This is a genomic window from Pseudovibrio sp. POLY-S9, assembly GCF_001431305.1.
GTDB lineage: Bacteria > Pseudomonadota > Alphaproteobacteria > Rhizobiales > Stappiaceae > Pseudovibrio.
The window spans coordinates 159,721-161,011 of the sequence record NZ_LCWX01000071.1; the positions used below are offsets into that span (position 1 = coordinate 159,721).

Annotated in this window: 2 protein-coding genes; one reads left to right on the forward strand and one right to left on the reverse strand. The window is 48.8% G+C overall.

Going from position 1 to position 1,291, the window contains the following annotated elements; genetic code table 11:
- Nucleotides 1-576 (reverse strand): insulinase family protein (locus PPL9_RS31125; protein WP_161831211.1); only part of this gene is annotated, 576 nt, incomplete at its 3' end.
- Between the two features lie 406 nt (nt 577-982).
- On the opposite strand from PPL9_RS31125, the gene PPL9_RS05430 reads away from it, so the two are divergent.
- Nucleotides 983-1,240 (forward strand): hypothetical protein, encoded by a 258-nt coding sequence (locus tag PPL9_RS05430; RefSeq protein WP_208989185.1) that lies wholly within the window; start codon nt 983-985, stop codon nt 1,238-1,240.
- Nucleotides 1,241-1,291 lie beyond the last annotated feature (51 nt).

Consider the following 1,291-nt stretch of genomic DNA (forward strand, 5'->3'; position numbering starts at 1 on the left):
CACTTCAGAGGCAACAACACCGCGCTCACGGTCAATAGCACTTGTTGAAAGCGTCAGTTCGCTTGCAGTCTCGCGCATAATAAACAGCGCAGTGTCCAGCAACTCCGCATCCGCTGAAGGCAGAGAGAGGCGGTATGTGGTGCTGTTCAATGTGGTCGCTGCATTGGTTCCAGCGCCAAACGCCAGTCCCGCGCGCTCCAGCAAGGCCACCATCTCGCCTTCCGGCACATTGGTAGAACCATTAAACGCCATATGCTCCAAATAGTGAGCAGCACCCGGTTCCAACCCTTTTTCCAAGGAGGAGCCAGCATCAACCGCCATACGAACCTCAATCTGATTCTTGGGGGATTGGCTCTGAACCAGCAAATACCGCATACCATTGGGCAGCTGACGAGAGATTATTCTGGGATGCAGTTTGAGGTCGGTCTCTGGAAACCAATAGGATTGCTGATCTTTAGCATCCTCAAACGTCGGTTTGGGCTGCGGGGCAGAGGTATCCTGCGCATAAACAGGAACAGAAAAGACCAGTCCAGTACTCAGCAGTGCTGGCACCATAAGGTGTCGGATTATATACATTATTGCTTCCCTGCGCCCGCCCAAATTGCCGATGTGCTTTTGTAATGATGCTCTCAGTGTGAAGGTGTTCACGAAAGCACACCCCCATGCTTCAGCGCACAGGTTTTGCAGACCCTATTGAAGTCCGTCACAAATAAATCCCAAGCTGAACCCGAGTGCCCGCGAGGTCTTTACCTCAAAAAAGCTATATCTGCCTAATTATCATAAACTTTGCTGTTTTTCATATGCTTTTGGTTCATGTTGCTTTTGTGGCAAAGCAGCGCAGGTGGGTAAAAAACTATGGTTGGTTTGGTATCAGATTTAAGTGTGCAATGATTTTGGTTGGCTGACTCGCCATCCACGGGCTCTCTGGATTTATGAGATCAGTCCGCATTTCTAAGCTTTTGATTTTTTATGGAATACCAATATGAACGGGCAAATTATTATTCTGCACGGTCCCTCAAGTAGCGGAAAGTCAACCACTGCAGTTGCGCTGCAAAACGCGATTGAGCTGCCGTTCTGGCATATTTCAATCGATCATCTGCGGGATGGGGGAGTACTGCCGACGAAACGCTTCAAAAATGGGGACTTTAATTGGTCCAACCTGAGAAAAGCATTCTTTGAAGGCTTTCACGCATCACTAAAGCGTTTCGAGATTAATTTGAGATGCATCCTGCGGCTTTGAAGTAGTTCCAGCATTCTGTCGGATTGTAGAGGTCGCAGATTTCCCCGATGG